We start from the raw sequence: 26,292 nt of genomic DNA, 5'->3' as shown, positions 1-26,292 counted from the left end.
ATTTTCGATGAAAAATACGATTGTCCCTAAATTTATCCCTGGTGACGATATAAGAGCGGGTATGCCAGAGTCGGTCACGTCTCCCAGTTCTCCAGTGGAGCTGATTCGATCAGCTTCAGATACGGAGCGTGACATTCATAGAGAGCTTCTTTTCGACAATATCGAATTTCTTATCGATGTTTTGACTGCTGCCCACGCGAAGAGACAACGAATGGATCCGGTCGGGTGTGTGGGTTCGACACCTGAACGGCTGGCCCGGAAGCGAGGCAAATACACTGAGACCTGCCGATATGCCACTGTTAAGAGAGAGAAATCGGGAGACGAAGACCACTGTTCTTGTGAAGACCCGTTGTATAACAGCGATGATCCACTCGATACCGTCGCTGCCGTCGTACTGAGTGGACCAGTTGAATCGCCAGCACAACGGTTCTTCGAACGATGGTCGCGTGATGCAGTGCGTGCGCTACGGGAACAATACGGAGATTGGGAAGAGATCAGTTCGCTCAGCCAAGATTCACTCTCAGAAGTTCTTGGTGAGTTCGTTCGTGGGGGTGGAGTTGGAAGTCAACGTGTATCCCGTCTTCAACAGCTCCTAACTGCTGTTGAAAACACAGAGTACACTGATGGGGTGACCCTCAGAGAGTTTTCTCGGGTTCAATACCAGACCTATGTGGACTTTCTCACCGAGATTTCGGGGATTCAGGAGAATGATGCGTGGTGGCTACTTCAGACAGCTTTCGACAAGCCCGTCTGGCCCGTAGACAGCCAAGTTGACACACTTCTTTGTTCTCTCGGCCTTATCGATCCCGCAGACCTGAAAAGAGAGAGAGGTCGCCGTCATTTCCTAGAAGACAAACTGATTGATCGACAAATAGCCCCGTTATATCGGGCGCTTTCGACTCATGCTATCACTGCGAGAGGGGACGTATGTGGTGAGACATGCGAAATCAGAAAGTTTCTCCTTACGCACCGTCTCCAACAACAGAAATCGGAGCAAGAGGGACCGATTGCCGTGGATCTATTCGCAGGGGCTGGTGGATTGTCTTGTGGGATAGGGCAGACAGAATTCAATGTTCAGTGGGCAATCGATAATGACCCAGATGCCGTCGCTACCTATCGTTTCAATCATCCAGATATTCCCCACGAAAACGTCGTCTGTGGGGATGTCCGAGAGGTCAAATTAAGTCAACGTATTAAACAGGCAGTTGGTTCTCCTGACATACTCGTCGGTGGTCCGCCCTGTCAGTCACTCTCACAAGCTGGATACCGTTCACGTCGAGCAGGCGATGAAGACTACAGTGTTCTCGATGACGGCCGCACAACACTCTACACCCAGTATGTACAGACTGTGGAGGAACTTCGACCGAAGGCCATTGTCATGGAAAACGTCGAGGGAATGGTCAATGAAGTCGGAGATACCGGGGTTCGGGTAATCGACTGGGTGATTGAAGATCTAGAGTTACTCAACGAGACTGGACTCGGTTATGACGTTGAATATCGGGTCCAAGACATGGCCGAATTAGGTGTCCCGCAGAATCGAGAGCGTGTACTCCTTCTTGGAGTGCGAGAAGATCTCGCAGAACAGAATTCATCGAGTACAGCGGAGTTACTAGATGATATTCCAGTAGAGGGGGAGACACAGAATATTCAACAAGGTCTCTCTGGACTCTCACGCCTCCGGAGAGGCGAAGGGGGACGAGTCCTCTCAGAGATCGGTCGAGGGTCGAAGAGTGACTACGTAAATACGCACGACCTTGATTCAGGTACCAACCTCTGTTTCAACCACTTGGCCAGAGAACACCCGATGGAGAAAGACCGGATTCTATTTGATGAGGCACTAGAACCGGGTGATACTGGATGGGATGTTAAATACGGATCCGATGGTGAGTATGCTGAATACATTGAATATGATGTCGGGACTGCTGAGAAGCAGCGATTTGGAGACAAATACCGGATGCTCCAGTGGTCTGAACCCGCACCGACAATTGTGGCTCATTTAGCTAAAGACGCTAATGGCTACGTGCTGCCGGATTACTACGAACATGTATATCCTGATGAAGAGCGCGCTGATTCGTCTCGAAATCGGGGAATCTCTCCCCGTGAGGCTGCGCGACTACAATCGTTCCCAGACGACTATGTCTTTCTTGGACCGTTCACAAGCTGGTTTCGGCAGATTGGAAATGCTGTTCCCCCAGTTGCGGGAAAGAGGATCGGCCAAGTAATCTGCCCAGTGATAACAAAAAAGGAGCAGCCAACAACCAAAGAGAATACACCGTCGACGGGTGAGGTTGTCTCTGACGACTGAGGAAAAGGCATTCGGTTAAATTCTATTCTAAAGACGTTATTCAATTTATTACCAAAAGGTAGTGGTATACACAAAACCGCAGTAACCCCACTTGTTTAAGACAATACCACGTCCTCGAAAACGTGAGCGAAAACTGACCCTCAGACGCAGCGATCTACGCCCGCGTCTCGACGTCGGATCAGGACGTATCTCGGCAGCTCGATGAGGTGCGCACCCACCCGCTCTTGGGAGTTCGAGTGCCGGAGCCAGAACCGGTCTCCGAGCGTCTGGGGCGCGTCGGTGGCCATACACGAGGGTCGTTCCGGTCGCGACATAACACTGACTGGAAACGGACGCCGAACTCCTTCGCGACGGCGCTTGCCGCTCGTGACCGGCGCGATACGTGATCGCCGGTCAGACTGGACGGGTCGATCCGCCTGCTCGAACGCGGGAAGATCGCTGTCTGAGACCGCTGATATCGTCCGCTCTTCGCCCCCAGACGACCGAAATGGAGACACCAACGCCGCTGCGTCTCGTGTCAGGCGTTTTGACCAACGGTTTATCATCGAGCGAATCCTCTGAGGTGTGATGACAAGGAATGCGTCTCAGTCACCCTCCTCGTCCGGGGACCAATACGAATGTCGGGACTGCCTCTCTCGTCTGTGGACCGACGGCGGGCTCTCGTCATGTCCGCAGTGCGGCGGTGACGTCGAGAACCTCTCGAAGCCCCGCGAGTAGCGGTGGCACCTTCGGGCTCGACCCCGAATCTGATCCCAGTGACGACAGCACGGTCCGTACGGCACGTATTTATCATCACAGCGCCTATAGAATGGATGGCACAGGCAACTCCTCAGGTCCCGGTCCCACGGGCGGGCAACGGTCTCGCCCGCCGCACGACCCTCGGCGTCCTCGTCGCGATTATCGCCCTGCTCGGCACGCAGGCGGTCGTCGACATGGCCGACATCGCCGTCGGCGCGACCGGTACGATGTCACCGTTCTCGGCCGGGGCGCTGGTCGGGTCGACGATCGCCGCCGGCGCGGGCGCCGCGCTCGCCTACGCGGTCGTCAACAGATTCACCGCCCGCCCCGTACGGAACTTCGTCGCGATTGCGGCGGCGGTCTTCCTCGTCATGCTCGTCCCCGTCTTCGCCGTGGCGCCCGCGATGGGAATCACGCCGACCGGACAGGGCCTGCTCGTGGCGTATCACCTGGTCGTCGCGGTCCCGCTAACGGCGTTCGTCGTCGGCGCCCTTGGCCGCTGACGGCTCCGTTTTCTTTAATGCCCATCTAAATACGGACTTCTCGGCGCTCGCGAGCGACGGTGACGCTTCGACCGCTGGACTGCCGCCCGGCTCGCGGACCGCGATCATCCGACCACGGCCTCGAGCTCAGACCACGGGCCCGAGCGACCCGAGTGCCGCCGACTCGTCGATTGCGGCCGCCAGCTCGACGGTGGCCTCGCCGAGCGTCGCGAGCCGGTCGCGAACTCTCTCGTCGACGAGTTCCCCTGCCCGCGGCATCGTGTCCGTGCTATTAATCCGGTGGGCGAGGTGGTTCGAAGCCAAGTCAGCGAGAAGTGCCGCCGGGTAGTAGAACTTCGACTTCTGGCAGTAAGCCACCAGCGGTCGATCGTCTCGCAGCCCTCCAAGTGCGGCGACAAACGGTTTGGCCTGCTGCTCGTTCCCATCGACGATTACCGCGGGGGGCTCGGCGACCGTGTTCAAGATGTCGTGGACGTGGATCGCGGAGTGGGCCGCTTCGACCTGCTGGGTGTCCTCGTTCCCATCCAGGCTCTGGCGGTGGGAGAACACACGGATGTGCTCCGGAAATTCCTGCAGGACGGCTTCGGTGAAGTCTCGGCGGACGGCGTGTTCGTAGTCGTTCGCCTTGTCGTAGAACGGTTTGAATTCGATGCCACTCCTGTGGTCGTAGATCGCCTCCAGAATCGCTGGTTCGAACTCCCGGGAGGCATACACGGCTGCCGTCACCGTCGTATCACCGACAGTGCTCGCGTCCATCGCCACAGACCTCGAGTAGGTGTCTGACTCGGTGCGGAAGGGAAGGAGCGCCATTAGTGATTCAGTTGGTGCTGTATTCAGCCAGGTGGGCCTTCACATAAGTGCGTACAGATTCCGCCAGCATGCCTCCTTGAAATCGAGCTTCTCCTTCGCCGACCGGACCCGGTCGCTGACCGTCTGCGGGCTGGCCTTTCGATCATCAGCCCACGAAGACTGCCGAGTTGAGTAGAGCGTCTGTGTCATCCAGTAGTCCAAGGTCTCAGCGGGTGACTGGAGTTCGTTCGCCAGCACGGCGAGTTCGACCGTCGCAATCTGCCGACCGATGTCGATCGCAGTCAGCTCCTCTTGATAGTCATTGATCGCCCGTCAGCCGTCTTCGATCTTGAACTCCAAGTTAATGACGCACTTCTCATCCGCCCCGTAGACGACTCCCACATCCACAAACCGTTCTCCGCCGATCCGGCGACGGGTGTGGATAGCGAAGTGAGGAACCGAACTGTCTCGTACCCCCTCTATAATGGGTCGTCGTCGAACTTAGCCGCTGGGTTACACACCTCCCAAGCAGACACTTTCACTCAAATCCGATGTGATCGGCTGCGAATACATCTCCCACGAAAACTTTGATTATCAACTGTGCCCGTTCTCCTCAGATAATAAACAATATACAACCAATAGTACATTCACTAATATTCATTATTAATTGGATTATATACTCAGTAAACTATGGTAGAACCACCCATAGAGTACGAGCAGTTTGAGGAGGGACGCCATGTCAATTACTGGGATCTCAACCCCGTTCTACAGGAAGAAGCGAGGCGACTCTACCCAGATGATGAATTCGAGTGGGCGAAGGAGAAACTCCAAGAATTCGGCCATATTGTCGGTCACACTATCGCAGACAACGCAGACCGAATCGACAGACACGGGCCGACACTCCAATCACACGACAAGTATGGAGAGTTGCTAAACCAAGTTGAGTACCACCCCGATCAGCTTGAGAACGAACGGCTCATCTACGAACATGGAATCGTCGCTGATGCGTTCAAGCCACCGGAGGGACGAGATGAACCAGTTGGGTTACTCCACACCTTGACTGAGCAACTACTTCTTTCGTATGCCGACACGGGACTTGTCTGCGCGCAGTCCATGACGGCAGGAGTCGCGCTGACATTGCGAAATCACGACCATACGGAAGACTACACCGAGTATCTGGACCAGCTCACGTCCACCGACTATGAGACTGTCATCGAAGGTGCGATGTTCCTCACCGAGGAGCAAGGCGGAAGTGATGTCGGGGCGGCCGAAACAGATGCTGAGCCTGTGGTGGCGCCACACCAGGCAACTGAATCATCAGCTGCTCAGGCCAAAGCCACTCAAGACGGTGGTGAGTTACAGACGCGAGAGTACAAATTGACCGGAGAGAAATGGTTCTGTTCGAACATCGACGCTCAGGGGACTTTGGCCCTTGCTCGACGTCCCGGCGCGCCCGATGGTACAAAGGGGCTTTCACTGTTTCTTGTTCCGCACGAATTGCCGTCAGGAGAGTTGAACGAACAGCGATATCGGCGGCTCAAAGACAAACTCGGCACAGAGAGCGTCCCCACCGGTGAAGTCGAATTCGACGGTACCACTGGTTATCTCGTCGGTGAGCCGGAGCGCGGGTTCAAGTACATGACGACGATGGTGAACTGGGAGCGAGTGACCAATTCTGTGGGTGCTGTCGGCATCATCGGACGATTATTGCTTGAGAGCAAGGTCAAAGCAGCGAATCGGGATGCGTTTGGACAGGCGATTCAAGACTTCCCGCTTATGCAGCGCGACTTGGTGGAGATGGCTGTTGACCACGAGGCCACGTTGACTTTTGCAATGGAAGCTGCCCGATGGTTGGACAGATACGAGCGTGATCACGGTGATGACGACGCATTCCAGTTGATGCGACTGCTGGTTCCGGTCTCCAAGCACGTCACGACGCGGAAAGCCGTCGAAACTGCGTCATATGCCATGGAAATCCAGGGTGGAAACGGATATGTCGATGATTTTGTCACCCACCGCCTGTACCGCGATGCACAGGTCCTACCAATCTGGGAGGGGACGGCGAACATCCTCTCACTCGATGTGCTGCGAGCCATGGAGAAAGAGGCCGCACACGAGGCATTGCTACCGCTCGTCTCGGGATACCTAGACAACGTCGAGCATCCGTATCTCCAACCGCTCGCAGAAACGGTACAAGCGGAGTTTGAACAATTACAAGAAGCGCTGCTCGGACTGGCCACGACAGACAACGAGTCCGCACAATATGCCGCAAAGGACGTCACTGAGTACATCTATGACGTCGTCACGGCCAGTATTCTCCTAAGTCGGGCACAAGAACACTTAGACGACGGTGACGCTCGCAAAGCAATCGTTGCGAACCTATTTGTCGAGCGCGAGTTGGCGTCCGATTCGTCTGGCGTGCAGACTGATGCGACTCCCGCGATGGAGTACTTCGACGCAATTGTCCAGTACGACAGTCTCGACGATACGAAACTCCCAGAACAACCAGTTACAACCTAACAATGCACACCATACCCTCAGTCCTCGACAGAGCGCGCACGCTGTTCCACAACAGTACCGTCTCCGACGGGGCCAGTGAAACGACGTACGAACAGGCATACGAGAATGCCCAGAGACTAGCAGGTGGGCTTGCGGATCGCGGGGTAGATGCTGGGACTGTCGTCGCAGTCGCTGACTGGAATACGCCCAAATTTTTCGAATTGCTGTACGCTATCACTGGAATGGAAGCGATCATCTACCCGGTGAATCTGAATCTCCCACCCGAGCAAATCGGATACACGCTGGAGAAATCAGATTCGACCCATCTGATCTACTCTGATGACTTCGAAGCACTCGCCCAGCAATTCCCAGGCGAAACGCTACATACTGATGACCTCGAAGAAAGTGACCCAGTTACTCTCGACGTTGAGGAAGATACCCCAGCAGTCACGCTGTTCACCTCAGGCACGACTGGTAAACCCAAGCCGGTCAGATACACCCACGAGCAATTCATCCACGGTGGCGTGAGTATCGCACACCAACTGACCGAATACGACACACCAGCCTCGCTGTCAGGAGAGGACACCCTGTTACCCAGTATCCCGATGTTCCACCTACTGGCCTGGGGGTCCCCGGTCATCGCGCCGTATCTTGGCGCAGACCTACTGATGACAGGCCAATACGACCCGGAAACAGTCGGGTCGCTGGTTGAAGACGGCGAGGCAACTTGGACGAACATGGTCCCGACGATGGCACGCCAGTTGCTGGAAACAGATCACTCTCTTGACGGCCTCAAGGTGTTGACCGGTGGTAGCACGATCCAGCGTGATCTGGTCTCCCAGTTCCGCGAGCACGATATCGAATTCTCGACGATCTATGGCGGGACAGACATGCTCGCCGCCTCGATATCGATCTGGAGTGACGAGGCTCGGGACGAGGGAGGGTATGAGTATCTGCGCCGGGTGACTCACCCAGTACCATTCGGCGAATTCCAACTCGTACACCGAGAGGGTATGGAAGATGATATAGGTGAAATTCAATTTCGGGCACCGTGGCTCCCCGACGGCTATTACAAACTGCCAGAGAAGACTGCAGACGCCTTCGTCGACGGTTGGTTCAACACGGGAGACATCGGGCGACGGATGCCAGATGGTGGAATTCGGATTCTCGACCGCGTCGATGACACAATAAAGAGTGGCGGAGAGTGGATTCCATCAAGCATTCTCGAATCGATTATCGTAGACACGACAACCGTCGCCAACGCCGCTGTTCTCGGGAGACCCGACGATGAATGGGGCGAACGGCCAGTTGCCGCTGTAACACCAGTTGACGATACATTCGAGAAAGAATCGGTATACGACCAACTAGCGGAGGCAGTCGAAAAGGGACAAATCAACGACTGGTGGATTCCCGATGAGATATTCACATTAGACGAACTCCCGTTAACCAGCACAGGCAAAATCCAAAAGGAGACCCTCCGAGAGAGGTTGGATTTGAAACACTCTTAACACCCCACCGGGACTCTCATAGCTGCCTTAACCTCCCCGCTTCGTACCCCTGTACTAACTTTCTACTAGGTACTTCCCCGGTGAGGCCCTGTTCTCGTTCGATCTCCAGCGGCATGGGGAGAGGGGGTGACTAACTGCGTAGAAGTGTGAAGTTCGAGGGACACTCATCCACGGTATCCGGGCTGTAGCGCCCATAGATCGGCTTCTTTCGCACACGGACTAGTCAAAACGACGTACTCTGTGGCACGGAATACAGGTCGGTCTCTTGTGCCCCATGTCTTGTGTTACGCTCATATGGAGTAGCAGCGTTTCCATCGAGTCAACAGAGCAAGTCAAAAAATCGAACACGGTCGATCAGGAGCTAGAAGCCTTTTAGCCGGCAAAATCGTAACTATCACGCACGCGATGGCAACCTCAGAAAACGAATCGAAAGACACGCTAACCGTGTATCAAGAGCGGTTGGACGCGCTCGACGCGACACTGGCATCGAAAATGGACCGTTGGAGTGTTCCAGCGTTGCGAGCCGCTGTCGGAGCGGTGTTCATCTGGTTCGGCGCACTCAAAGTACTTGGCGTCTCGCCGGCCGGTGACCTCGTCGCCTCAACGGTGTACATTCTTCCGCCTGAGTTTTTTGTCCCGGTACTTGGCGTATGGGAGGTAATCATCGGGATCTGTCTGCTCTATCCACCGCTTACGCGTGTTGGATTGCTGCTGTTGGCACTCCAACTTCCGGGGACGTTCCTCCCAATGATACTGCTCCCTGAAGTTGTCTATACCACGTTCCCGTACGGGTTAACGGTCGAGGGTCAGTATATCGTAAAGAACCTCGTAATAATTGCCGGCGCACTCGTTCTGGGAAGCACCGTCAGGGACGAATCTGCGTCAGTGTGAATTAGACAGTTGGCTGCTCGTGCTGAACGATGAACATAGAACGATTCACAAGCTGTTGTTTACAGTTAAAATATGTCCGGATTAGTAGCTGGAAAGATCCTGCTCGTTGAGCGCTTCGACAAGAAGTCAAAGCTCATCTACGTTCACTCTGGGAACCGACATTCGATGAGTTTTCCGTTTTTCGGGGACGAATCTGGAGAGTCTGTTCGCCGAACTACGTATTCTGTGACATAATACAGAATTTCTTCCCCCCCAAAGATCGCCATCAGAGGTCGCTATCCTGAATTCGAGGAGTATGGGTGTCCCCTCGACATCAAAATATGCGTATTCCGGCCCACCTGAGGGGGATTCGATGATTGAGGCATCCGGTGAGAGAGTCGCAATCAACTCAGAATATTGTTCTATTTTCGAGTCATCGACAGAATCCGTCTCAACTCTATTGACTGCGGCTGACTCAAGCAATCTGTGGAGAAGTCGATCTTCAACCTCCCCAATTGGTATGTAGGTTGGATCATCGGGTAGGTCACTGCTCTCCAACCGGGTGGTACTCTTCCGAATACCATCCGAGTCGACTTCGTATGCGTTCAGGCTCCCCGCTGCCTGAATAATGGAAGCACTCACAACCAGGGTTACTTGATACCCGTCAGCAGTTCGCTTCGGTTCTTGCTCCACTCTGGCAGAATAACTGGAAGAAGACCATGGGGGCTGTAGATCGCTATTACGAGACCGATACGCCACTTCGTACGTTTTAGCAAAATCAGCGACGGCTTCCGTGTTCAGATTTTGTGGCCACTGTACATCCAGAGTCTGCGACATGGGGCACTGATCCGGGAGTTCGTCTTCGCTTGGTGGTTGCGCGTCGCCCGACGCAGTACAGCCGGCAAGGCCGACACTGGTGAGGGTGGCCAATACCGCACGGCGGGTATGCGGAGTCACTAACTGAGGGAACTCAGGAATTGGTAAGTGTCTTGTCTCAACATTTCCACCACTGGGGACCAGACAACCCACACCGAACGATTCGTGAGTCTCCTGTACTGAGCGATCCGGCCTGACCGAATCCCAGAGGAACTTAGTACGAGACTCGCACGCTGTATTCAGCAGAGTTGCTGGAACGTAGCACGAGAAGAGAACGTGTAGAAGGCCCACAGCCCTTATAATTCAGGTGCCAGAACAGATTATAATGACTGGTCGACCGCAGACGCGTCCCCTTGATCGCCGAGCCATACTTGAGCTATCGGTGTCGGGATTAGCCGCACTTGCTGGCTGTGGGGATGTAAACACCGCTGGGGAACCGAGCGAGTCCGATCCGGATAATAGTGAGGAGCCTAATGAGTCGGAGACTGAGGGTGAGACGGTACGGGAGCGGAATTTGGACGATGAAACAGAGCGCTCAGATGCGAGTACGCTATTGAATGTCAGAGAAACACTTGACACTGACAATCCGTTGTTCGATCCGCAGAGTAAGACGTTCACTAGCGACGCCTCGGCGGGCATAGAGGCTGTACCACTTCGATCGGGATTCACGGTTGTCGCGTTTGCACACGATGGTGAAGATGAATTTATTGTCGAGACAGATGGGTCAGTAGGAGGGCTTGTAGTCAAAAGTCCTGACACGGCTGGAGCCGCCTGTTTCGCAGCTGACCGTGGGGACTATCACTTCGCCGTTGCAACTGAAAAGAACTGGTCGATGACAGTTGGGCAGCCATTTGCGCCACCAGAAGAAATTCGGACCCCAAGCGTCAGTGCCAGTGGCGACGGACACGCAGTAGTCGGACCGATTGAGCTTGCGGAGACGACGACGTTCATTGGCGAGCACGAGTCTGACGGCGGGAATTTCGTCGTTGAGGTCTACAACGAGGACGCCAGCGGTGGGACTCCAGACGAAGTCGTGTTCAACCAGATCGGCGAGTTCTCCGGCGAAGCGCGTGCAGATCCGGCCGGTATTGCATGGCTTGAGATCGAGGCTGACGGCGTCTGGCGACTAGAAATCGAATAGTCGGGCCATCAGTTCACAACGGCAGTTCAATTCTGGACACCGCTCGTCGCTAACTGCTCTTCGGACTGGTCACAACTCTGCGATTGCGTACACTTCGCCGGGTTCTGTCGCAACGTATGCGACGCCATCGACTACGGCTGGTCCGTCGACGACTCCGGAACGAGTGTAGTCTCCGAAAGGGACGCTCCGCGTCTCGACGCGCCAGCGTTCGGTTCCGTCACCCGTTGCGAGAGCGAGGACCGTTCCGTCGCTTCGGGACCCCACGTAGACGGTGTCACCAGCGACTGTCGGTGAGCCGAGCTGGCCGACATCGTTAAACTGCCGCTCCCATTCGATCGTTCCGTCGGCCGTTGAGAGACCCGTCACGTTCCCGCCACCGGTCGCAAAAACCGAATCGGGCGTGACCGCGACGGTCTCTTCGGACTCGTGACTGAGTCTCGTACGCCATTGTGGTTCCCCATCTTCGGTACGGAGCGCAGTCGCTTCGTTGTCTTCAGATCCGAAATACACCATTCCATCGACGACGACCGGGGAACTGGATGTTCTGACAAACGTGGGCTGTCGCCACTTCTCCTCGCCCGTCTCGCTGTCGATAGCACACACTATGCCATCTTCGTCAAGGAGATAGACGGTGCCGTCGGCGACTGCGAGCGGCGATCGAATTGAACCGATCTCGTCGCCGTCGGGAGTCCACCGCCACTCCTCTTCACCCGTCGTCCCATCGACCGCATAAATAGGCGGCTGTCCGGATGGCCCCAGTTTCCCCAGAACGTATGCGGTCCCATCAGCGACGGTCACTCCTCCCAGTCCACCGGACTGTGAGTCTGGCTCGAACGTCCAATTGAGCTCGCCGGTCTCGGCGTCTCGGCCCTCAAGATCGAACGTGGGGACAAAAACGGTCCCGTTGGCGACGGTTGGAGTAGTCGTGTGGCCATTCCACTCCCCACCGATCCGCTGGCCAGTTTCTCCGTCAAGGACTAATCCACCGGCATACACGTGACCGCCGTCAACGACGACGCCTGACTCTGCCTCTGTAAGAGCACTGTACCGCCAAGCGACTGTAGCATCATCTCTCGGGCCCGAAACACTGGAATCGTACCCGGTGTTACGAGCATCACGCCTGTAACTTGGCCACGAGGCTGTCGAACCGAGAGTGACATCCGACTCGTAAAGCGTTCGTCCGCGCTCGTTCTCTTCGCCTTCCTCGTCGCGAGAGAATACACATCCCGCAAGACACGCCGTCACTGTAACGAGACTGCCGCGGAGGGCACGGCGTCTTGAGTGAGAGGACATATAACAGAATTTTGATCGGTCCGGTATAGGCTTTGTCTGTGAGACGGGAAAGACAGGATATCTAAACACTCTGCTGATCGATTCGTGAACCACCTGTACTGTCCGAATCGATCTATCCTGATTTCGTCACTGCGACGTGCCACATTCGCGCGCTCTATGTAGCACGGGCTTCGTGTCAATTGTACAGGGTTACAGCAGAGTCTTTTATTACATCTGGGTAGGCAGGCGTACAGGAAACGGGGGTTATCTGGACGGTAGAATCAGGCCTACAAATTGGCCTACGGGTAGGCCTATAGGTCAGTATAGGGAACACGACTGAACTGGTAGTTCGAAAGTCGGATCCGTATCCGAACTGGAATTGACATCGGCTGAGTGTACTCACCCTCTGTCCCTCAAGTCAAAACCGGTGAACCTCACGAACGCTCTGACGAAGCAGCTGCTCGTCGAAGACGAGCCGTCGCTCCAGACATTCGCCAAGCACGGGGTTTAGGCCGATGACTGAACGCGGCCGCGCCTCGATAGCTCGCGAACACCTGCACGGTGCGACGGTGTGGGCCTACGGGGACGGTGCGGCCCGTGTCCGGCCGTGGACCAGCGCGAGAGATGTCCGGTCGCCAGCGAGAATCAACTGATGACGTGTGAAAAAGAGGGATAGCGATAACCTAGCTACTGTCACGATCACTTCGGACGTTCAGACGAGGTTCAACAATCGATTTGACGGATTCTACTACCCCAAATCGAGGGCCACTACTGCGACCAACAATCTGCTTCCTATGAGCGTACTCGAAACGGATAGTCAGCTCCATTCCGCAACCGACACAGTAGTCCAATCCTCAGATATCGCATCTGTTAAGTACATATCGATAAAATTACACAATATGACCAAACAACACATTTCCACTCAGATGATTCCCGAACGAGACGAGCCAGCATTGTATATCAATCCTCGCTCTGAACAAATCGCAGCCTTCGCAGAGGAAGCAGTAACGGTTGAGGACCAGCCCAAGGTCCGGCTACACGCAGACTCAGATGAAATCAAAGACGCCCTCTCCAGTTTCCTCACGGCCTCAAAGATCGCCGAACTCATCCACCGGGAGCAACTCACCCTCCGAACACTCACGGAGCCAGTTCAGAATACCATCTTCACAACCGAGTCTGAGACTGTAGTTCCTGTGATGGACAACCACAGTATTTCGAGCTCGGACCCCGAGCTGGTCTCATCAGTCTACGGTGAGTTCGACTCCAGATTCGAGGCTGCCGAGCAGTATCACCTCCGGACACCTGCCCTCTCAGTAGTGAAACAGACGCTCCGAGAAGAGATCGGCGACGATATCGCAGCCGACCTCGACGAAGTCCTCGCACACGCTGAAGAGATTTCCAACAGCAACGAATACCTCAGTATCGTCGAGATCATGCTCATCCTCGCAGCCCGCAACGAGATCCTCCTCTACGACATCTCGAAATGGGGAGAGGATACGGGCATCGCTTCGAAAGCGACCTTCTCACGGGCCAAATCAGCACTCGAAGATGCTGGCCTCATCGAGACTGAAAAAGTCCCACTAGATATCGGTCGCCCCCGACTTCGCCTTATCGCAACTGACGAACTCGCGACAGCAGACCTGAAGACACTCTCTACCGAGATCCAGTCTTCGCTGTAGCATTCGCCCCACGATAGCCCGACTATGGAGACGGGTATACGGTACTTCTTCGACTCAAGTGTGAGATGTAGCAGTCAAAATCACTGTATAGAGGGTGTGAAACGTATTCTATAACACGCAGTCACCAGATCAATAGTATTTCAAAACTCGAATACGAAAATTGCGACATGTACGATCTCACTGGCTTTCAGCGCGATCTGCTGTACGTCGTTGCCGGCCTAGATGACCCCCACGGACTCGCGATCAAAGACGAGCTCGAGGACTACTATGAAAAGGAGATCCATCATGGGCGGCTCTATCCAAATCTCGATACGCTCGTTGAGAAGGGACTCATCGAAAAAAGTCAGCGCGACCGCCGGACCAACGAGTACAGCACTACTCGCCGGGGCACAAGAGAGATCGAAGCGCGGACTGAATGGGAAGCCGAGTATATTGACCACGACGGGTGATCGAACTACTGTTCGAGGACTGTATTTCACGTCCCTGGCTCTGTTGAGATCTTCAGCAGGAGATATGTTCCAGGCCGATCACGGTCAATACAGAGAATTCACCGACCGGCTGTTTCAGGGGCTGTGTTGGATCGCTGTAAGGCGGAGAGATTCACTGTTTGACGAAGCGTTTGATGTTATAGACGACACACATCAGCGCGATTTCGCGGAACTCACGGAACCATGACCGCGCTCGCACGGCGAAGCCGAGCGAGCGCTTCACAGCCGAGTTCACGGTTTCGGTCATAGAGCGTTGATTGTAGCGATCATCGTCGATTCTGGCGTTGTGTGCGTGGTCGTACGGTGCGGAGATGCGGTGCTTGATCAGCGGTCTGATCCCGAGATCGCGTAATCCTTCGCGGAGCGATTGCTTGTCATAGCCTTTATCGGCCGCGAGAGACCGCAGATCGCCCGCGTTCCGGCGGGCGATCTGCTCTGCGAGGTCCGCGTCACTTCCTTCCCGATTCGTTGAGCAGTGAACGTCAAGGACAGCTTGCGACGCTGTATCGACGAGTTTCGTGACCTTCAACTTCTGAACGCGGTAGCTGATTCGCTGGCAGTAGTGGCGGCTCGCTGGTGAGCGGTCGTAGAATGTGGCGTCGATCGCGGCGTGTTCAGAGAGATCGTGCAGCTGCGCCGACTGGCGCAGCAGCACTCGACAGACGCTCATGCTGATCCGGTCGAACGCCTTACACAACGTGGACGGCGCAGGGAGATCGGCCGCGTTGAGGCCGATCTCCCCGATTATTTGTGGCATCTCTTTGAGCAGGTCGATCGTCATGCGGTACGACGAATCGAGGTAAATCCGCAGACAGTGAATGGAAACGAGTGCGTAGTCGGCGAATCCGCCGCCACCGTCCGGGGCGGCGGATTCGCCTCCATCGCCAGTAACTCTTTGAGCAACCGGCACAACTTCCCCGATGAAGCGGGAGATTTGCGTCATGGTCAACGGAACTCTCTCGCTTCAACTCCTTTGATTTAGCGGCCTACCTCGCCTCCGTATGGCGATTCAATACAGCCGGTTGAAGCTACCGCAGTCTCGGTCTTTGGCTCGCCGCCGACCGGTTTCAGACGAACCCTTGTGCGGTTGAAGCTGGACTGACCGCGTCTCGGCGGAACTCCTCGGGACGGTCTCAGACGAACGCTCGTGCGGTTGAAGTATGGTGCTGGTCATGGGTGCGATAGCGCTTGTGGTGTTTCAGATGAACTCCTCGTGGGGTTGAAGCACGATCACGAACTCGATGGCGACCCCGTTCCGGCGTTTCAGACGAACCCCTGTGAGGTACACTTCATTCAAATCTACCGAAGGACTGCCTCCCATATTAGATCGAGATCTGAACAGTTGAAGTTGTGTTGTAAGAACAACAACGTAGCCCACCGACATAGTTCGAAAGGGTACCACAATAGTGAACCAACATATCACACCGATATCCAGTATCCAGAAATCTCTTCAAGACCTACGCGGGTATCGAATCAACGGTCGTATCGTCGAAAACTCCGGATAATAGTATAGAGGTACATCGTACCACAAGCATTATCACGAGTCCACTTCGTATGTAGCAGCATGGAAGAAGACCCCTTGGAGCGTATGCGTGAGCTCCGTAAAAAAAACAAGGAGATTTACGCCGAAATGGGGAAAGTCGGTTCGGGACACGCTACTGCGGAGGATTAAATCAGCTACCGCTATCGTTCGACGCGTCTTTTTCAATTCCGTTTAATACCTCTCGTGCTGTTTCCAGTACTTGATCTAATGTTTCTGTAGGCGGATCGTGTGGTCGGCGCTCTTCTAATCCCGGACAGAGTGTGTGAGTAAAGTATCGGTGCCAGACGCTGAACAGTTCATCTTTTGCCCACAACGTGTTGTATCGAACGTCAGATTGGAACGTTCGAGTATATTTTGAATGAAGAACAAAACGAGGAATAGACGGGGTGATAATTCGATCACTCGGACCGTCAGACTGTTCAACAAGATATTCAAGCGAGTTTGTCGCAGTTCGGTGGTTTGCGTCGGGAAAAAGGTGGAGCCCGACAATTGCTCGAATCCAGTGAGCGCATGCTTCGGGAAGCGGTGCGGTGGTGGGAAACTCCCGGATCAAGCGGCGGATATCTGAGTCTATGACATTAGAAATTCGCTGTTTTGTCAGCCCCGGTTCGTTTTCTCGTACCTCTCCGTAGGTAGAGCCTGGTTCCTCGTAGAACTCTTTGTTGAGCTGTTTGATTACCTGAGCGTTGACGGAGCCGAAGTCACGAAGCCGCCAGTCGTCTGCTTGGAATGCGTCGGGAGATATCCCCTCAACATCAAGAATATCGTTCTCTATGTGTTTCTCAGGCGGATCTCGGAGAAGTCTTGAGCCATAGGAGTTCTCCTGATAGGTTTCCAGCCCTATTTGAGTGACAGCACCGATACGTTCGAGATCACGGAGTTGTAGACGAAGTACGTTCTCCCGAAAGCGATCCTGTGCCAGCCGGTGTGGAGTGACGTGGGTTTTGTCTTGGAGGGCTTCGAGGATGTCTAGATCAGAGAGGTACATTGGGGCGCTCGGATTGATGAAATCCCGGTACGAGTGTGTTCCAGTGATTTCATCCGGCATATCAGAACCCCGCCCACTTCTCGGGATGCGTAGCGTAGCTCGGTCGAAGCGCCGGAAGCGGCCGAACGAGATCGGCGTTTACGTGCCCGTCGAGATACCCGGCACCCCACGTCGTGATCGACCAGTGATTGTCGAGCTCACCGCGATCGTGGGAGGTGATCCAACCAGCGTTCGCGAGGACCCGGAGCCGAGTGCGAATGAGTCGCTGCTGGAGATGGAGGTCGTGAGCGATCTCCCACCACGACGACGCCCCCTCACGGTCAAGATACTCAAGGATGCGATCGTCCTCGCTGACTATCCAGTTCACGGATTTTTTCATATTACACCTGTGCGCTTTCGTCGCCGTTCGAGGACTGATCGTTAAGCTGTTCAGCATTGAGTTCCCCATCGAGATAGCGTTCGCCCTCGGCGGTGATCGAGTATACTCCGTTACCAAGCTCCGTAACAAGCCCGTGGTCCTTCATCCGGTTCAGACGCTTGGAAACTCCCGATTTACCGATATGGATGTACTGGTGATCGGAAAGGGGTGTAGGAGACGTAGGACCTTCATCACGGATGATCTCAAGAATTCGGTCATCCCAGATGGTCATCCAGTCAGCGCTCTTCCTCATAGACACAAGGTTTCTTTGAGGAAACTTTGTTCCACCCAAAAGCAACGGTCGGACATGTTGGGGCTGAATAGAAACGTCGTTAACTTTAAGATACAACGTTTCTTATCGTGAACCACGGAGCCCGAGTGACGAACCCTCGGCTCGCGATGAAATGTAGGAATCCCGACTGCGGTGCTGAGACACCCAGCCGGGTCGGGTTCTGTGTCGTGACACAGAACCATGCTGACGATGGCAACTGCGGGGCTTAAGCCCTGCGCGACGACCGGAGAATCGAGCGAAACCGACGGCGGCTGCGCGTGCTGTCCAGCGCCGGCTGACGGCTTCGACGCCAAGCGTGGCGTACCCGTCTGCTACGCCTGTGCGGAGGTCGACACATGAGCGCAAAGTGCGCCCCGAACCGTGACGCGCTCGCCGACCTCACCGCCTTCCAGCGCGATCTCCTCTGGGCGCTCTCCCACGAGAACGCTCGGAAAGGGACGGCCCTGAAGACGGACCTTGCCGACTACTACGGCGAAGATATCAACCACAGCCGCCTCTACCAGAACCTCGACACGCTCGTCGAGTGCGACCTCGTCGCCAAGCAGGCACGCGATCGCCGCACCAACGAGTACAGCCTCACCGAGACGGCCCGCCGCGCCCTCGAAGCGCGCCGCGCGTGGCAGGCGGAGGGTGATGCCGCGTGAATCACACCCAGCCACCGCATCTCCGCTTCGACGCCCGCGAGACCCTTGCCGGCGAACTCGGTGAGATCACCGTTCAACAAGCGGTCGAGGGCCGCGTATGATGAAGAAGCTCTGGCGGTGCCGCCAGTGTGACCGACTCGTCAACCGATTCGTCAACGGGTGGGTCTGCCCGCGGTGTGGGTGGTACTGCGGCCAATCGATCGCGAGCGTGAATCGGGGGCCATGAGTCGAGACAACCAGCAGCCCGCCGACGCACCACCAAGTCCTCTCACGGACGACACCATCGCACGCCTCGATCAGCTGTCGCTTGCGTCCACGTCGGGGGCGTGTCAACACTGCGGGCGCTCGTTCACCGAGGGTGACGACGTCGTGGTGTACCTCTCCAAGCCGGCCGAGAAGCGAATCCACGAAGTTGGCCACTGCGTGTGCGCGCACCGCGAACACCGCCAGCAGGAGGTGTTCACGCTCGGCGTCCACGAACTGCTGGTCGCCGGACGTATCGGACTCGCCTCAGACGCTGCGACCCAATCCACATGGCCGATTCTCGTCGAGCCGGTCCCACTCGGTGTGAGCGCGCCAGCGACGACGACGATCCGCTGGCTGCCGCCCGAGACACCACTCGCCGAGGAGGTCACGCCGACAGCGACCCACCGGCAGCGACGGCGTGAGGCCCGGGCGCAGGTGACGGTTGGTTCCCCACTAACGACGGAGGGGGATGACTAATGCGGTCACCATCCCGCACCGAGGCCGCTCAACAACGACGGCCCAAGCACCACCGAACGCGTCCGTCCACCCGACCACCAACGACTGACCCGGACACCACCCTCGCGACGATCGCACACCTTCGGCGAGCGCTCACCGCGAGTACCGCCAGTGACGCGGCCGGCGTGACGGCGGCGCTGTTCCGAGCGACGCGGACTGTCGACGAGACACACCATCCAGACATCGCGGCCGCAGTCCGGATTGCCCGCAGTGTCGATCCTGTCTCGCGAACAGTCCGCCAGTACATCCGAGAGCTGCTCCGGCGGCTCGTCGCGATGGTCAACTGCTGGGAGCTACCTGAGTAATGGGGGCCGACAAGCAGGCCCGCCGCGGGCACGCACAGCCCGCCGGTCAGGGCCACGAGCGTGGCGTCCATCTTGTGGGCCCAACCACACAGTATGACGCCGCCGGCAGCCACTGTGGCAGCGTCTCGCCGCGGCTGACCGAGTGGATACCCGAACTCCTCGACCAGCTTCGTGAGGCGACCACAGAAACAGTCCGGACCCAGACACCCCACGCCGACCCGTGCCGGGCGAGTTCGGCACTCCTCGATACCACCCTTCCGGAGTGGAACTCCCTCGAGAACACGTGGGACGATGCGACCGCCGAGGCCGTCGCCTACACGCAAGCGATTACCGAGTTGGCGCTCGTCGACGGCGATACCGAGTCGTCATATCACACGCAACGCCACGACGAATTACGCGACACCGTTCAGACAGTCGGCACCGGCCGCGGCGCGGTCAACGCCGGGCTTGGCGCACTCGCAAAGGGACCAGTCGCGCTCCACCGCGAGTTCGACGCGACTCCTCGAGCGATTACCCTCGCACTCGATGGCCCAGCCTGGACCGGTCTCACCGACCGCCGAACTGGCGTCCGCGCGCTCGCGGCCATCGCCGTGCTCGCAGCCGGGTTCGACGTCCGCGTTGTCGTCTCCCCGGCGCTCAAACGCCACCTCACCCAGCGGTACCCACAGTGGTGTGAAATCCACCTCGATCTTACGCAGAGTCGGGATCGGTCCCACCCGCATCCCCACCGCGTTCAGTCCCACCAGCCGACCACCGACGAGCGCCACCCCGCCTGGCAAGCGCTCGATGGGCTCGAACACACACCGGGGAAACGACGCCTCCTCACCAATCTCGACGCTACCACTGGGCGAACCTACCAGGATCTCGAACACGATCATGCGATCGACATTGAGGCAGGGACGGTCAGCCGGTACGTCCTTGATCTCGAGACGCGTGGGCTCGTCGACGTCGACCGTCGAGGCACCCACCACAGCGTCACCCTCTCTGAACGCGGTCAGACGGCCGTGGCTGTGTATCTCGACGCTGCCGGCGACCTCGTCCATCCCGAACAACGCCGACTGACTGACGATCTTACTGCGACCACTCACGATGCCACAAGTACAGTGTCGCCCCGCCGGGGGGACCACACAGCCACCACCCCACCCTCACTCGAGGAGTGGCTGGCGGCGACGGGTGACCCCGACGCCGACGGGGAGTTCATCCAGTGGCTCAGGGGGCCCGACACCGTCGATGAAACCCACCTCCACCAGCGATTTCGGACCCCCGCCAAGGATGATTGCGTCACGCTCGTCGATGACACCCCAACCCCGTTCGATGACGGCCGGGTTGGGTATCTGAGCCACACCCCCGGCGAGGCGCAGGTCGTCCTCCAGTGGGGTGGGCCCTTGGCCACCCTAGGACGTCTCGCGGCTGTCTTACTCAGCGATAAGGCGCTCTCGAAGGTCCTGACGCCGTCGCGGTTCGGCCGCGCATTCGAGGCAATCCATCGCGGTGATCTCGAACAAGACGCCCCACGAGTGCTGTGTCGTGGTCACCAGGTTGGCTGGTACAGCGAGGACGAGCACACGTATGCGGCGTGGCGAGACCGCATCACGACTGTTCGTGATACACTGCTCGCTAAGATCGGCGAACACACGAGCAGTACCAATAGTGCCGCCCGAAGCGAACTCTTCGAAGCCCTCCACGGGTTGGTCGCCTCGGCCACTCATCTGTATCACGCAATCGGCGTCGATCTAACGACCACAGTGAGGTTCCCGGACACCGAAGCGCTCGCGCGAAACTCGACGCAACGCCGACAGCTCTGTACGTTCCTCGCGAAGACGGTGCCCAAACAATCGGTGTATGGTGTTCACTCAGGCTACCGCATGTTGTTCGAAGAGCGTCCGCCCAAACTGCGACGGCGACTTCCCTACGACGTCGAGCCCGACGCGACGATGGATCTGACGATGTCGTGGGTGCTTGCGGGCCCGACGATCACCGATCTCCGCGATGCGATCCACGAGGCGCTCACCACAGAACTCACCGCCGTCCGAGAGGCGATCGCAGCGGGCACCGAAACCGCCCCCACGCTCTCGATCCCGGTCGTCGACGGGACGACCTACCCCGCCATCCGGCGGGTGATCGACGAGATTGCGATGACCCACGACGCCCAGTGGACACCCCACGAGCGACAGCGGCTCGTGCGGCGCTGTCTGCGCTCGTTCGGCCCGGCGGACACCACTCGCCGTGCGTGTCCGTACGACGTCGTGGTGAGCCTGCTGCGTGCGCTGAACGAGTCTCACGCTCCGACCGTGGCTGCGGTTGAACGCGCGGCGGCGACGCTCTCTGTCGCGCGGTTCCGCCCCGATCTCGTGCCAACGGCGACCGCACTGTATGCGGCCCTGCTTCGAGCCGACGAGCCGCTTGGGCGCTCAGCGTTACTCGAGCGGGCCGACATTGCGGCTAGTAGCTATGATCGCCGGATTGGCACTGTCCAAGCACTTGACCGGGTACAGGCCGTCTACGTGGATGGCCACCGACGCTGGGTCACCACCGACGAGCCCAGTCACCCGTCACCGCAGCCGTCGCCGTACCTTAATCTGCCTCATTTTTGGCTCCCGCTGTTGACGCATCGCTCCCGAACACATGCAGTCCGTCTCGCCCCCACCCTGTGGACTCCACTCGGAGTCGACTGGCGACACCCACATCGAATCCCCATGTGGGATCAACACGCCCCGACTGGCACTGCCGTTGACACCGCCCTTCCGGTGAAACACTGGGGACAACACCGCGAAGACTGTACCGCAACCACTGACGCACAAACTCGCCACAGTCACCACCCAGCCGCAGCGTTTGAAACCACCACCCATGAACCACGCATGACACCACAATACTACGCACCAACCGCATCGCTTCTTGACCAGTTCCGTCCCCTCTTACCACGGGGTGTGTCCCAATGAAACACGCAGGAAGCGATCGTCCAACCGCCGCCATCTGCGAGCGCCAGCTCACCGAAGAGGGGACACACATCCGCGTCGCCCGCTGTAAAGAGGCCGCATCCCAACTCACGTGTAGCGTCGAACAGCAGAATCAGCGCCTGTATCTCACCGTGTCCACTAACGATGCGTAACGGCACAAGTACGCGACCGAAAGTTGTTCGAGTAATCGACAAGTACGACCTCGACGACATTGGCGACGAAATGGTTACGGAATGGACAAAGCCCGAGAGTACCCGACGCTCTTGTCGTGAACTCGCGGAATTCTTCAACATCCGTGTGCTCGATGCAGCACTCCGCGAAGCGGGTATCATCTGGGAGAGATCACTTGTGGAGGAGTGTGCCGCGATCATCAAAGACGATACTAAATCGATGACAGGATATGATCTCAATCGCAGGGGAGTAGACACCGACGAAGTCGGCGGGGACATGGTGTCTTATCAATCCATATACACGTATCTGACAGAGTATCGTGATATTACGTATGAGCGTGAGGTCGATGATATCCGCTCACGAGTTGCGAGTTTACAACAGATCGAGACAAAGGCAGAAACGATTGCTACTGGGATTATCTCACACTCTGTGACACACGATCAGGTACACGGAGTGGAGCCTGAAGTAGAGGTCACGATGGATTGTATCTGTGAAACATGCGGGAGCAACACCGAGATGTCGGTGTATCTGCGAAACGGCGGCTGTCCTGCCTGTAGCCGGTCAAAATAAGCTGTCGACCGGCTGTTTCGGCGGCAGATGGGTTGTAACAGGATCCACTGAAAAGTGCTGATTCGCTGAGTCAGCGAATGCGGGTAAACGCCTTATTATCCAGCCATCTACGTAGATATATGTCTGACAACCAGTCGCTTAGGGCGCGTCTCAAAGAGGATCTGACAAGCAATCTCTCGGTCAGTGTTGTTTCTGTGATCCTTGCTGTCGTAGCCTTGTTTGTGTTCGCTCAGATAGGCGATCCAACTACGGGAGGATTACTTCTTGCACTCAATATCGGGGTGTTCATTCCTTACGCATACGAGCGTTACTGGCCTGTCGCGTATTCAAGAAGCGCAGCAGCTGTGTGGACTATCTCAGCTGCGCTGATCACGACAGGTTTGTTCATCGGTACATATCAACTCGCTTTCAGTGTGGTTCCCGGCGAGTACACCGGTGGAATTGCGTTTGTCCTAACCGTGCTAATTCAGTATGGGATCGCAGCGTTGTTCATGCGAGTCCGACAGCACACGTAAGTGAAAGATAGTAACTAATGGATGAATTGTGTCAGGGGAACAGAATGAGTTTTCACACAGCAGCCAATTGGCCGTCTCAACACAAGGAAACTTGCGTCATCACAGCCAAGGAGAGTACAGGCGTGACCGATGAAGCGGACGTAGATGAAATACTCGATCTCCTTGACGATCAGTACGCGCAAGTAATCCTCCAACAGACACGGAACAATGTAATGTCAGCCAAAGAGATTAGCGAAACATGTGATATCTCAATTTCCACGGTCTACCGGCGGACAGAACGACTGATCGAATGCGGACTTCTCGCTGAACGACGCGTCGCACAACCCGATGGAACTCACTATAGTCTGTACGAAGCACGGTTGGATGAACTTACCGTCCGTCTCACTGACGATGGATTTGAGATAACGGTCTCAGAGAAGGCGACTGGTGATCTCGCTGACCGCTTTACTGATATGTGGGAGGGGTTATGATGTCCGTGGTCCAAGCGGCCGATACACAACTGTCGTCCGATTATTTGTTACTGCTATCTGTATCGCTTATCGCCCTCGGATTAGCGCTGTTCATTGTGTTCCACGCCTATAGGGGATATCAGCGGAACAGCAGTATCCGGATGCTGTACCTAGCCTGTGGTCTCGGTCTCATCACTGCCGTCCCTATGACGCTCTCAATCGGGGTTAACTCACTTGGGCAGATGATTGAGCTTGCTCCTCGCGTGTATACATTTTATCTTCCATTAGTGATACGAGTGAGCGAAATAACTGGGATTTGTACTCTGCTCTACTCCTTGCTTATCACGCCTAGCAAATCTCAGTGAGTGTTCAGTTCGCAGCCATCACCGAACAGCTGTTTCGAGAGGCGATATGTCTGAAGAAGAGGACTTCAACCGAGCCATGCTGGGGAAAGGTCCCTGAAGATGGAAATTGAGCAGAATACAGAGTTGTATCTGTTCGCTATTTTGATGGATACGCACGGGCGTCGGGCTATCAATCGAGTATTCGATGACACAGAAGAGACGACTGGGAAGGCGGTTGCTCCCACGTTTTTGTCATATGTACTCACTCGGCTCTGTTGAAATCCTCAGCAAGTGATATATTCTGATCCAATCACAGTCAGTACAGATAACATACTTACTACGGCCGAATGTAGTCGGATATGTGCAACGCCGCCACGCCCTCCTCACCGCGACCGCCGTGCTGTCCGGTTTCTCCGGCTGTATCGCCCCGTTCACGTCCAGCGGATCCCTTAGTGAGGTGAGCGTCGAACTTCGGAATGCGGATGACGGAGCGCGGACGTTCCACCTCGCGCTCGAAACCGAAGCCGGCATGCTGGACTGGGACTCACACCGTGTCGACGCGGGCGTCGACGAGCTAGTGACGATGGCTCCGGACGAAGACGTCTCCCCAGTCGCGTTACACGGAGTCGTCGAGGATTTCGCAGGGAGTGTCGATGTCTTAGGCGTTGATGACCTCGACGAGAACTACTGTCTCCAATTCCATTTCTGGTATTCGCATCCAAGCGACGAGCGACCGCAGTTGGCGCAGGTCGCCGACATCGAATGCTAACCGTGAACGTATTCTGCCGATAGATTCGCATTCTTCAACGACCAGCTTTTTCATCCCAGTTTGTATCAGAAGAAGAGGATTTCAACAGAGCCACTCACTCCATTCCGGTCCTCTACGGCGACTGCGCACGGGCACGCGTTAGCTGAATGCAGGCGCTAAGCCCCGGTCCTCAACGAGCAACGCAGGGCGTAGCCCGAGTAGCGCAGTAGGGCGGGGATACAGCGCCGTCATCATCTGTTCGTACACTGTTCTGTTGCAGGCCCACAGGCCCACGTCTACCGAAGCTGTTATGCGTGTAGCGTGCAAAATGTGCATTACGGTGAAACGGAAGACAATCACCATTCGGGAGGACCAAGACGAGTGGATTGAGGACCAACACCTCAACCTCTCATCATTCGTCCGAGAGCAGTTGGACGAACTCATCGAGGAACGCAAGTAGCGCCATGTACTACGCCTACAAGTATCGTCTCAAGCCGTCCGACGCCCACCGCAAGGAGTTGGACCGCCACCGCGATATTTGTCGGCAACTGTACAACCACACGCGCTACCGCCTCAACGAGTACCAAGACGCCCACGGCGAACTGCCGTCCATGACCACGCTTCGGTCGGAACTCCCCGACCTCAAGAAGTGGTGGGACGACCTCTCGGACGTGTACTCAAAGGTTCTCCAAACCGTCGTTGAACGGCTGTTCGACAACCTCAAAGGCCTCTCCAAGCTCAAGGAGAACGGCTACGGCGTCGGTCAGCTCACGTGGAAGCCACCACGGGAATTCCGCAGTTTCACGTACAGTCAGTCTGGCTTCAAGCTCGACAAGAAGGGCGGTCAGACCGTGCTGTCACTCTCGAAGCTCGCGGATATCCCGATTCGACTCCACCGACCTATCCCCGACGACGCGA

At 56.4% G+C, this 26,292-nt stretch carries 26 protein-coding genes; 17 read left to right on the top strand and 9 right to left on the bottom strand.

The window, feature by feature from the left end:
• Positions 1-61: 61 nt before the first annotated feature.
• Complete coding sequence (gene dcm, locus DVK06_RS12640) at positions 62-2,305, top strand: DNA cytosine methyltransferase (RefSeq protein ID WP_121600590.1); 2,244 nt, start codon at positions 62-64, stop codon at positions 2,303-2,305.
• A 140-nt stretch (positions 2,306-2,445) separates the two neighbouring features.
• Here dcm and DVK06_RS18700 read toward each other — a convergent pair whose 3' ends face one another.
• Positions 2,446-2,592: a hypothetical protein gene (locus DVK06_RS18700; RefSeq protein ID WP_158600084.1), complete on the bottom strand. Its 147-nt coding sequence runs from the start codon at positions 2,590-2,592 to the stop codon at positions 2,446-2,448.
• A 280-nt stretch (positions 2,593-2,872) separates the two neighbouring features.
• Here DVK06_RS18700 and DVK06_RS12635 point away from each other — a divergent pair, with 280 nt between their 5' ends.
• Complete coding sequence (locus DVK06_RS12635) at positions 2,873-3,022, top strand: rubrerythrin-like domain-containing protein (RefSeq protein ID WP_121600514.1); 150 nt, start codon at positions 2,873-2,875, stop codon at positions 3,020-3,022.
• A 95-nt stretch (positions 3,023-3,117) separates the two neighbouring features.
• Positions 3,118-3,546, top strand: coding sequence for a DUF6069 family protein (locus DVK06_RS12630; protein WP_121600513.1), 429 nt, complete (start codon positions 3,118-3,120; stop codon positions 3,544-3,546).
• 126 nt (positions 3,547-3,672) lie between these two features.
• Here the strand turns inward: DVK06_RS12630 and DVK06_RS19315 are convergent, their stop codons facing one another.
• Positions 3,673-4,302, bottom strand: coding sequence for a hypothetical protein (locus DVK06_RS19315; RefSeq protein ID WP_233561708.1), 630 nt, complete (start codon positions 4,300-4,302; stop codon positions 3,673-3,675).
• 93 nt (positions 4,303-4,395) lie between these two features.
• Positions 4,396-4,593 (bottom strand): hypothetical protein, encoded by a 198-nt coding sequence (locus tag DVK06_RS12620; RefSeq protein ID WP_121600512.1) that lies wholly within the window; start codon positions 4,591-4,593, stop codon positions 4,396-4,398.
• A gap of 432 nt (positions 4,594-5,025) precedes the next feature.
• Between DVK06_RS12620 and DVK06_RS12615 the strand changes: the two genes are divergently transcribed.
• The 3 genes from DVK06_RS12615 (at position 5,026) to DVK06_RS12605 (ending at position 9,233) form a co-directional block, all read left to right on the top strand.
• Positions 5,026-6,855, top strand: a complete 1,830-nt coding sequence (locus tag DVK06_RS12615) for an acyl-CoA dehydrogenase family protein (protein WP_121600511.1) — start codon at positions 5,026-5,028, stop codon at positions 6,853-6,855.
• A gap of 2 nt (positions 6,856-6,857) precedes the next feature.
• Positions 6,858-8,342: an AMP-binding protein gene (locus DVK06_RS12610; protein ID WP_121600510.1), complete on the top strand. Its 1,485-nt coding sequence runs from the start codon at positions 6,858-6,860 to the stop codon at positions 8,340-8,342.
• A gap of 405 nt (positions 8,343-8,747) precedes the next feature.
• The gene (locus DVK06_RS12605; protein ID WP_094519924.1) at positions 8,748-9,233 is read left to right on the top strand and encodes a DoxX family membrane protein; all 486 of its coding nucleotides are present in this window, start codon (positions 8,748-8,750) and stop codon (positions 9,231-9,233) included.
• A 126-nt stretch (positions 9,234-9,359) separates the two neighbouring features.
• Here DVK06_RS12605 and DVK06_RS18315 read toward each other — a convergent pair whose 3' ends face one another.
• Positions 9,360-10,142, bottom strand: coding sequence for a hypothetical protein (locus DVK06_RS18315; RefSeq protein ID WP_147438078.1), 783 nt, complete (start codon positions 10,140-10,142; stop codon positions 9,360-9,362).
• Between the two features lie 271 nt (positions 10,143-10,413).
• On the opposite strand from DVK06_RS18315, the gene DVK06_RS18310 reads away from it, so the two are divergent.
• Positions 10,414-11,229 (top strand): hypothetical protein, encoded by an 816-nt coding sequence (locus tag DVK06_RS18310; protein ID WP_147438077.1) that lies wholly within the window; start codon positions 10,414-10,416, stop codon positions 11,227-11,229.
• 69 nt (positions 11,230-11,298) lie between these two features.
• On the opposite strand, the gene DVK06_RS12595 is transcribed toward DVK06_RS18310, so the two are convergent.
• The gene (locus DVK06_RS12595) at positions 11,299-12,522 is read right to left on the bottom strand and encodes a PQQ-binding-like beta-propeller repeat protein (protein WP_121600508.1); all 1,224 of its coding nucleotides are present in this window, start codon (positions 12,520-12,522) and stop codon (positions 11,299-11,301) included.
• A gap of 878 nt (positions 12,523-13,400) precedes the next feature.
• Between DVK06_RS12595 and DVK06_RS12590 the strand changes: the two genes are divergently transcribed.
• Together DVK06_RS12590 and DVK06_RS12585 are read left to right on the top strand one after the other, a co-directional pair.
• Positions 13,401-14,180, top strand: a complete 780-nt coding sequence (locus DVK06_RS12590; protein WP_121600507.1) for a DUF5821 family protein — start codon at positions 13,401-13,403, stop codon at positions 14,178-14,180.
• A gap of 167 nt (positions 14,181-14,347) precedes the next feature.
• Positions 14,348-14,629 (top strand): helix-turn-helix transcriptional regulator, encoded by a 282-nt coding sequence (locus DVK06_RS12585; RefSeq protein ID WP_007344317.1) that lies wholly within the window; start codon positions 14,348-14,350, stop codon positions 14,627-14,629.
• A gap of 151 nt (positions 14,630-14,780) precedes the next feature.
• Here the strand turns inward: DVK06_RS12585 and DVK06_RS12580 are convergent, their stop codons facing one another.
• From DVK06_RS12580 to DVK06_RS12570, 4 genes are all read right to left on the bottom strand, one after another.
• Positions 14,781-15,611: an IS5 family transposase gene (locus DVK06_RS12580; RefSeq protein WP_121600506.1), complete on the bottom strand. Its 831-nt coding sequence runs from the start codon at positions 15,609-15,611 to the stop codon at positions 14,781-14,783.
• Positions 15,612-16,341: 730 nt separating this feature from the next.
• Positions 16,342-17,259 (bottom strand): hypothetical protein, encoded by a 918-nt coding sequence (locus tag DVK06_RS18305; RefSeq protein WP_147438076.1) that lies wholly within the window; start codon positions 17,257-17,259, stop codon positions 16,342-16,344.
• Position 17,260: 1 nt separating this feature from the next.
• Complete coding sequence (locus tag DVK06_RS12575; RefSeq protein WP_233561707.1) at positions 17,261-17,566, bottom strand: winged helix-turn-helix domain-containing protein; 306 nt, start codon at positions 17,564-17,566, stop codon at positions 17,261-17,263.
• Between the two features lie 13 nt (positions 17,567-17,579).
• Positions 17,580-17,849, bottom strand: coding sequence for a helix-turn-helix domain-containing protein (locus tag DVK06_RS12570; protein ID WP_233561705.1), 270 nt, complete (start codon positions 17,847-17,849; stop codon positions 17,580-17,582).
• A gap of 395 nt (positions 17,850-18,244) precedes the next feature.
• Between DVK06_RS12570 and DVK06_RS12565 the strand changes: the two genes are divergently transcribed.
• The 8 genes from DVK06_RS12565 to DVK06_RS12525 all read left to right on the top strand — a co-directional run.
• Entirely contained in the window at positions 18,245-18,553 is a 309-nt protein-coding gene (locus DVK06_RS12565; RefSeq protein ID WP_121600504.1) for a helix-turn-helix transcriptional regulator, read from the top strand.
• Between the two features lie 222 nt (positions 18,554-18,775).
• Positions 18,776-19,276, top strand: coding sequence for a hypothetical protein (locus tag DVK06_RS12560; RefSeq protein ID WP_121600588.1), 501 nt, complete (start codon positions 18,776-18,778; stop codon positions 19,274-19,276).
• 343 nt (positions 19,277-19,619) lie between these two features.
• Positions 19,620-22,559, top strand: a complete 2,940-nt coding sequence (locus DVK06_RS19310) for a plasmid replication protein RepH (RefSeq protein ID WP_233561704.1) — start codon at positions 19,620-19,622, stop codon at positions 22,557-22,559.
• A 162-nt stretch (positions 22,560-22,721) separates the two neighbouring features.
• Positions 22,722-23,318: a rod-determining factor RdfA gene (gene rdfA / locus DVK06_RS18295; protein ID WP_147438074.1), complete on the top strand. Its 597-nt coding sequence runs from the start codon at positions 22,722-22,724 to the stop codon at positions 23,316-23,318.
• A 119-nt stretch (positions 23,319-23,437) separates the two neighbouring features.
• Positions 23,438-23,833, top strand: coding sequence for a hypothetical protein (locus DVK06_RS12545; protein ID WP_077152291.1), 396 nt, complete (start codon positions 23,438-23,440; stop codon positions 23,831-23,833).
• 122 nt (positions 23,834-23,955) lie between these two features.
• Positions 23,956-24,303 carry a winged helix-turn-helix domain-containing protein gene (locus DVK06_RS12540; RefSeq protein ID WP_077152292.1) on the top strand — a complete coding sequence of 116 codons (348 nt, stop codon included), beginning with the start codon at positions 23,956-23,958 and terminating at the stop codon, positions 24,301-24,303.
• 684 nt (positions 24,304-24,987) lie between these two features.
• Complete coding sequence (locus DVK06_RS12530) at positions 24,988-25,395, top strand: hypothetical protein (protein WP_121600501.1); 408 nt, start codon at positions 24,988-24,990, stop codon at positions 25,393-25,395.
• Between the two features lie 443 nt (positions 25,396-25,838).
• Positions 25,839-26,292: helix-turn-helix domain-containing protein (locus tag DVK06_RS12525; protein ID WP_158600083.1), on the top strand; the 454-nt coding region annotated here is incomplete at its 3' end.

Source organism: Halorubrum sp. Atlit-28R, from assembly GCF_003665955.1.
GTDB classification, from domain to species: domain Archaea; phylum Halobacteriota; class Halobacteria; order Halobacteriales; family Haloferacaceae; genus Halorubrum; species Halorubrum tropicale.
The sequence above is the reverse complement of the archived record's forward strand: the minus strand, read 5'-3'. Positions and strand labels throughout refer to the sequence as shown.

Coding starts and splice junctions, on each gene's coding strand:
- dcm (WP_121600590.1), top strand. CDS start 62: ATGCCAGAGTCGGTCACGTCTCCCAGTTCTCCAGTGGAGCTGATTCGA.
- DVK06_RS18700 (WP_158600084.1), bottom strand. CDS start 2,592: ATGGCCACCGACGCGCCCCAGACGCTCGGAGACCGGTTCTGGCTCCGG.
- DVK06_RS12635 (WP_121600514.1), top strand. CDS start 2,873: ATGACAAGGAATGCGTCTCAGTCACCCTCCTCGTCCGGGGACCAATAC.
- DVK06_RS12630 (WP_121600513.1), top strand. CDS start 3,118: ATGGCACAGGCAACTCCTCAGGTCCCGGTCCCACGGGCGGGCAACGGT.
- DVK06_RS19315 (WP_233561708.1), bottom strand. CDS start 4,302: ATGGACGCGAGCACTGTCGGTGATACGACGGTGACGGCAGCCGTGTAT.
- DVK06_RS12615 (WP_121600511.1), top strand. CDS start 5,026: ATGGTAGAACCACCCATAGAGTACGAGCAGTTTGAGGAGGGACGCCAT.
- DVK06_RS12610 (WP_121600510.1), top strand. CDS start 6,858: ATGCACACCATACCCTCAGTCCTCGACAGAGCGCGCACGCTGTTCCAC.
- DVK06_RS12605 (WP_094519924.1), top strand. CDS start 8,748: ATGGCAACCTCAGAAAACGAATCGAAAGACACGCTAACCGTGTATCAA.
- DVK06_RS18310 (WP_147438077.1), top strand. CDS start 10,414: ATGACTGGTCGACCGCAGACGCGTCCCCTTGATCGCCGAGCCATACTT.
- DVK06_RS12595 (WP_121600508.1), bottom strand. CDS start 12,522: ATGTCCTCTCACTCAAGACGCCGTGCCCTCCGCGGCAGTCTCGTTACA.
- DVK06_RS12590 (WP_121600507.1), top strand. CDS start 13,401: ATGACCAAACAACACATTTCCACTCAGATGATTCCCGAACGAGACGAG.
- DVK06_RS12585 (WP_007344317.1), top strand. CDS start 14,348: ATGTACGATCTCACTGGCTTTCAGCGCGATCTGCTGTACGTCGTTGCC.
- DVK06_RS12580 (WP_121600506.1), bottom strand. CDS start 15,611: ATGACGCAAATCTCCCGCTTCATCGGGGAAGTTGTGCCGGTTGCTCAA.
- DVK06_RS18305 (WP_147438076.1), bottom strand. CDS start 17,259: ATGCCGGATGAAATCACTGGAACACACTCGTACCGGGATTTCATCAAT.
- DVK06_RS12570 (WP_233561705.1), bottom strand. CDS start 17,849: ATGACCATCTGGGATGACCGAATTCTTGAGATCATCCGTGATGAAGGT.
- DVK06_RS12565 (WP_121600504.1), top strand. CDS start 18,245: ATGAGCGCAAAGTGCGCCCCGAACCGTGACGCGCTCGCCGACCTCACC.
- DVK06_RS12560 (WP_121600588.1), top strand. CDS start 18,776: ATGAGTCGAGACAACCAGCAGCCCGCCGACGCACCACCAAGTCCTCTC.
- DVK06_RS19310 (WP_233561704.1), top strand. CDS start 19,620: ATGGGGGCCGACAAGCAGGCCCGCCGCGGGCACGCACAGCCCGCCGGT.
- rdfA (WP_147438074.1), top strand. CDS start 22,722: ATGCGTAACGGCACAAGTACGCGACCGAAAGTTGTTCGAGTAATCGAC.
- DVK06_RS12545 (WP_077152291.1), top strand. CDS start 23,438: ATGTCTGACAACCAGTCGCTTAGGGCGCGTCTCAAAGAGGATCTGACA.